The sequence below is a fragment of the Streptomyces griseorubiginosus genome (assembly GCF_017614965.1).
GTDB classification, from domain to species: Bacteria; Actinomycetota; Actinomycetes; order Streptomycetales; family Streptomycetaceae; genus Streptomyces; species Streptomyces griseorubiginosus_B.
This window is the reverse complement of sequence record NZ_WVUG01000450.1, coordinates 1-5389: the sequence shown is the minus strand read 5'-3', so window position 1 is coordinate 5389 and position 5389 is coordinate 1. Positions and strand designations below refer to the sequence as shown.

General features: G+C 71.0%; 6 protein-coding genes. 4 read left to right on the top strand and 2 right to left on the bottom strand.

Annotated features, from left to right (window positions below; all coding sequences use genetic code 11):
• A partial coding sequence (locus GRC12_RS41545) for an RNA-binding S4 domain-containing protein (RefSeq protein WP_208785632.1) occupies positions 1-421 on the bottom strand: 421 nt, incomplete at its 3' end.
• 322 nt (positions 422-743) lie between these two features.
• Between GRC12_RS41545 and GRC12_RS41540 the strand changes: the two genes are divergently transcribed.
• Together GRC12_RS41540 and pip are read left to right on the top strand one after the other, a co-directional pair.
• Positions 744-1436 (top strand): uracil-DNA glycosylase, encoded by a 693-nt coding sequence (locus GRC12_RS41540; protein ID WP_208785631.1) that lies wholly within the window; start codon positions 744-746, stop codon positions 1434-1436.
• A gap of 37 nt (positions 1437-1473) precedes the next feature.
• A complete protein-coding gene (pip, locus tag GRC12_RS41535) occupies positions 1474-2436 on the top strand; it encodes a prolyl aminopeptidase (RefSeq protein WP_208785630.1) in 963 nt (320 codons plus the stop codon).
• A 4-nt stretch (positions 2437-2440) separates the two neighbouring features.
• Here the strand turns inward: pip and GRC12_RS41530 are convergent, their stop codons facing one another.
• Positions 2441-3106 carry a GntR family transcriptional regulator gene (locus GRC12_RS41530; RefSeq protein ID WP_208785629.1) on the bottom strand — a complete coding sequence of 222 codons (666 nt, stop codon included), beginning with the start codon at positions 3104-3106 and terminating at the stop codon, positions 2441-2443.
• A 144-nt stretch (positions 3107-3250) separates the two neighbouring features.
• On the opposite strand from GRC12_RS41530, the gene GRC12_RS41525 reads away from it, so the two are divergent.
• Positions 3251-4738: an NCS1 family nucleobase:cation symporter-1 gene (locus tag GRC12_RS41525; protein WP_208785628.1), complete on the top strand. Its 1488-nt coding sequence runs from the start codon at positions 3251-3253 to the stop codon at positions 4736-4738.
• 5 nt (positions 4739-4743) lie between these two features.
• The coding region (locus GRC12_RS41520; RefSeq protein ID WP_208785627.1) for an aspartate/glutamate racemase family protein at positions 4744-5389 on the top strand (646 nt) is incomplete at its 3' end.

Genomic DNA, 5389 nt, shown 5'->3' with positions numbered 1-5389 from the left:
TATAAGAGACAGGGGGCGGGGGAGGGGAGTTGTCGACATAGCACTGAACCGCGACGGGAGCGCCCACCCGCTTGCGGATCAGCCGCTTGACGATCACGATCCGCTCCCGGCCCTCGTGGCGCAGCCGCACCTCGTCGCCGACGCGGAGGGTGTGCGAGGGCTTCACGTTCTGCCCGTTCACCCGGACATGCCCGCCCTTGCAGGCGGTGGCGCCGAGCGAGCGGGTCTTGATGAGGCGTACAGCCCAGATCCAGCTGTCGACGCGCACGCTCTCGCCGTTCGCCGGCCCGGCCGCCTCGGCGGCGGCGATCGCGGCGGCGACCTTGGCATCGTCGGCCGCCGCGCTCTCGGCAGCGCCGGCCACGGACGCCTCCTCGGGGGCACCCGGCCCGCTCTTCACCTCGTCACCTTCCCAACCCATGCCCCCGACCTTAGTCCTCCGCCGCGCGTGCCCCCGGCGGTTTTCCGCCCGAGTACGGGTGACGGGGCCGTGGAGCCGACGACCGGCCGACGGGGCATCCGGCGGGCCGGCCGATCGGGAGCCTCACGAGGAGGGGAAGGCGGTCGCGGGGAGCGAGCCGTGGGCCTTCCGGGCGCCGTACGCGCTCGTCGCGTCCGTCGACCGGCGCCGGCGTGCTCACGCCGCTGTCCCGGCGGGTGGGGGGTTCGGGCGTGATCCCGCGTGGCCGGACCCCGGATGCCCTGTCGGCCGCCCGGCGGCTCCGCGGCCGTACCGTTGACGCATGGACAGTCTGGCCGAGCTTGATCAGCGGATCGCCGGATGCGGCGCGTGTCCCCGGCTGGTGGAGTGGCGCGAGGAGGTCGGGCGGGTCCGGCGGGCGGCCTTCCAGGACTGGACGTACTGGGCCCGCCCCGTGCCCGGCTTCGGGCCCGCAGACGCCTCGCTGCTGGTCGTCGGGCTCGCCCCGGCGGCCCACGGCGGCAATCGCACCGGCCGCATGTTCACCGGCGACCGCTCGGGCGACGTGCTGTACCAGGCCATGTACGACGTGGGGCTGGCCTCGCAGCCGACCTCCGTCTCGGCGGACGACGGCCTCGCCCTGCACGGCGTGCGCGTCACCGCGCCCGTGCACTGCGCCCCGCCCGAGAACAAGCCCACCCCCGGCGAACGGGACACCTGCCGGCCCTGGCTCGTCCAGGAACTGAAGCTCCTGCGGCCGACGCTGCGCGCGGTCGTGGTCCTCGGCGCCTTCGGCTGGCAGGCCGCGCTGCCCGCGTTCGCCGAGGCGGGCTGGACGGTGCCCCGGCCCCGGCCGGTGTTCGGGCACGGCACACGGGTGCCGCTCGACGGCCTCGACCTCTTCGGCTGCTTCCACGTCAGCCAGCGCAACACCTTCACCGGCAAGCTCACCCCCGAGATGCTGCGGGACGTCCTGCGCACCGCGGGGGAGGCGGCGGGACTGCCCGTGAAATGAGCATGCGGGCAGACCAGGGGAGCGTTACGGTGCCCGGATGCCCCTCTACCCCGAGATCGAACCGTACGACCACGGCCTGCTCGATGTCGGCGACGGCAACCGCGTGTACTGGGAGACCTGCGGAAATCCCCGTGGCAAGCCCGCGGTCGTGCTGCACGGCGGCCCCGGTTCCGGCTGCGGGCCGTATCCCCGGCGCCTGTTCGACCCCGCTCTCTACCGCGTCGTGCTCCTCGACCAGCGCGGTGCCGGACGTTCCACGCCGCCGGCGAGCGCGTACGACACTGACATGAGCGTCAACACGACCGCCCACCTCATCGCCGATCTGGAGCTGCTGCGGCGGCACTTGGGGATCGAGCGGTGGCTGGTGTGGGGCGTGTCCTTCGGGTCCGTGCTCGGGCTGCGGTACGCGCAGAAGCATCCCGACGCGGTGAGCGAACTGGTGCTGACCGGGGTCGCCACCGGATCCGACGCCGAAGTGGCCCTGCTGACCAGGGGACTCGGCCAGTTCTTCCCCGAGGCCTTCGAGCGGTTCCGGGCCGGGGTGCCCGAAGAGGAACGGGACGGCAACCTCGCCGCCGCCTACAGCCGGCTCCTCGAGTCTTCCGACTCCGGGACGCGGGAGCGGGCCGCGCGCGCCTGGACCGACTGGGAGACGGCGATCATTCCCGCGCCGCCACGGTCCGTCGAGCGGTTCGAGGACCCGGAGTTCCGCATGGGCTTCGCCCGCACCGTCACGCACTACTGGGGCGACGGCCACTTCCTGGGCGAGAGCGGCGACGAGGGCGTGGTCCTGCGGGACGCCCCGCAGTTGGCGGGCATCCCCGGCACCCTCGTCCAGGGCACCCTCGACTTCGGCAACCTGCTGGGCATCGTCTGGCGGCTCCACCACGCCTGGCCCGGCAGCGAATTGGTGATCGTGGACGACGTCGGCCACACCACGGGCACCCCCGCAATGGCGGATGCGCTCGTGGCGGCCACGGACAGGTACGCCCGCGGGTGACCCACTACGCCCCCGCTTCTTCGAACAGGTGTCTGACCGTGGAACGATAGTTGGTCCGCACATGGGCCAGTGCGTGCGCCCGCGCGCGCTCCGGGTCTCCGGAGGCGATGGCGTCGTACAACTCCCGGTGCTCGATCAGGAGTTGGGGCCATTCCTCGTTTCTGCGGGTCATCCAGCGCAGCCGTCCGGCGACCGGTTCCAGGGCGGCGACGATCAGGCTGTTGCCCGCCATGGCCACGATCCGGTCGTGCAGTCGGCTGTTGATGTCCGTGATCGCCTCGGCGTCCCCGTCCTCGGTCGCCGCGGCGGCGCTGTCGAGCAGCGCCTCGACCTCGGCGAGGTCCTCCGGGGTCGCCTTGGCGGCGGCGAGACCGGCCGCGTACACCTCCAGGGCCTCACGCAGCTCGAACAGTTCCCGGACGTCGTTCGGGGTGAGCCGGCGTACCACCGTGCGGCGCGGGGTCTCGAAGTGCACGAACCCCTCGGCGACCAGGGCCCGGATCGCCTCGCGGACCGGTACCCGGGAGACCCCGAGGCGCTCGGCCAGCTCCCGCTCGACCAGGCGGTCGCCCGGGCCCAGCCGGCCGGAGATGATCTCTTGCCGCAGGCTCGCCAGGACCCGCTCGCGGACCGCGCCCAGAGGTTCGATCTTCGTCGTCGTGGAGCTCATGGAGCCATCTTCGCCGACTCCGGGGTGCTTTTACCGAGCGTTAACAAGCGGGACATCGGTCCGAACTCTTGACGACGGGACCATGGCGGCAGTTTGGTATACCAAACGGCTGCCGTCCTCCGTCCCCTTGCCCATGGAGGCCCCGTGTCCCTCGCCGACCGCGCCGAAGCCACCGGCGCCCCAGCGTTCGTCCCCGATCCCCGGCTCACCAACGAAGACCTCGCGCCCGCCGACAAGCGCAACTGGAAGGTCTTCGACCTCTTCGCCATGTGGATGTCCGACGTCCACAACCTCGGCAACTACACCTTCGCCGCCGGACTGCTGGTCCTCGGCATGAACGTCTGGCAGGTCTTCACCGCCCTGCTCATCGGCTTCGTGCTGATCTACATCGGCATGAACTGGATGGGCCGGATCGGCCAGCGGCACGGCGTGCCCTTCCCCGTCGTCAGCCGCATCAGCTTCGGCGTCTGGGGCGCCAACATCCCGGCCCTGATCCGGGCCGTGATCGCCATCATGTGGTACGGCATCCAGACCTACCTGGCCTCGGTCGCGGTGAACGTGATGCTGCTCGCCGCCTGGCCGGGGCTGGAGTCCTGGACGCACCACTCGTTCCTGGGGCTCGACGCGCTGGGGTGGTGCTCGTTCGTCTCGCTGTGGCTGATCCAGGCCGTGATCATCAGTCAGGGCATGGAATCCGTGCGGAAGTTCCAGGACTTCTGCGGTCCCGCGATCTGGCTGGTGATGATCGCGCTCGCGGTGTGGGTGCTGTGGAAGGCCGACTGGAGCATCTCGCTGACCTCGACGCCGCATCCCGTGTCGGTGGGGGAGCAGTGGCGGCAGTGGTTCGGCGCGATCGGGCTGATCCTCGCGACCTACGGCACGCTGATGCTCAACTTCTGCGACTTCTCCCGCTTCGCGCCGGACTACAAGACCGTGCGGCGCGGCAACTTCTGGGGCCTGCCCATCAACTCCACCGCCTTCGTGGTGGTTTCGGTGATCGTCACGGCCGGCTCGCTGAAGGTGTTCGGCACGGCCATCACCGACCCGGCGGAACTCGTCGCCAAGATCGGCAACACCTGGGTCCTGGTCATCGCGGCGTTCACCTTCGCCGTGGCCACCATGGGCGTCAACATCGTCGCCAACTTCGTCTCACCGGCGTACGACCTCGCCAACGTCTGGCCGCAGAAGATCACCTTCAAGATCGGCGGCATGATCAGCACGGTCGCCGCGCTCGTCGTCACCCCCTGGAACCTCTTCTCCAACCCCACCGTCGTCAACTACTTCCTCGGCGGACTCGGCGCCTTCCTGGGTCCGCTGTTCGGTGTGATCATGGTCGACTACTACTGGGTGAAGCGGGGCCGGGTGAACGTCGACGAACTCTTCGACGCCCGACCCGGCTCGCGCTACTACTACAAGAAGGGCGTCAACCCCAAGGCGCTGTGGGCCTTCCTGCCCTCCGCCGGGGTCGCCGCCGTGCTCGCGCTGGTGAAGACCTTCAGCGACGTGGCGCCGTACTCCTGGTTCATCGGCACGGCGCTCGCCGCCGGGCTGTACCTGCTGATCTGCCGGGCCGAGCGCGCGTCCGCGCCGGCGTCCGAGCCCGCGTCCGGGACTGCCGTGGTGGAGGTCTGACAGACGTGCGGATCGTCGTCACCAACTGCAACACCACGCAGGAGATGACCGAGGAGATCGTACGAGGTGCCCGGGCCGCGGCAGGCCCGGGCACCACCGTGCTCGGCCTCACCCCGGGGTGGGGGCCCGAGTCCGCGGAGGGGTGGCTGGACAGTTATCTGTCGGCCGCCGCTGTCATCGATCTGCTGCGGACGTACGAGGGGCCCGACTATGACGCCGTCGTCATGGCCGGATTCGGGGAGCACGGGCGGGAAGGGGTGCGGGAGCTGGTCGACGTGCCCGTCGTCGACATCACCGAGGCCGCGGCGCACCTGGCATGTCTTCTGGGGAGGCGGTACGGGGTCGTCACCACGCTGGAGCGGTCCTGCGGGCAGATCGAGGACAGCCTGGAGCTGGCGGGCGTCGGACGCAACTGCGCGGCGGTCGTCGGGACCGGGCTCGGGGTGCTCGACCTCGGTGACGCCGACCGCACGGAGGCGGCGTTCCTGTCGGCGGCCGAGCGGGCGCGGGAGGCGGGGGCCGAGGTGCTGGTGCTGGGCTGCGCCGGAATGACGGGGCTGCAGCGGGTGGTGAGCGAGAAGCTGGGGGTGCCGGTGGTCGACGGGGTCGGGGCGGCGGTGAAGTTGGCGGAGTCCTTGGTGGGGCTGGGGC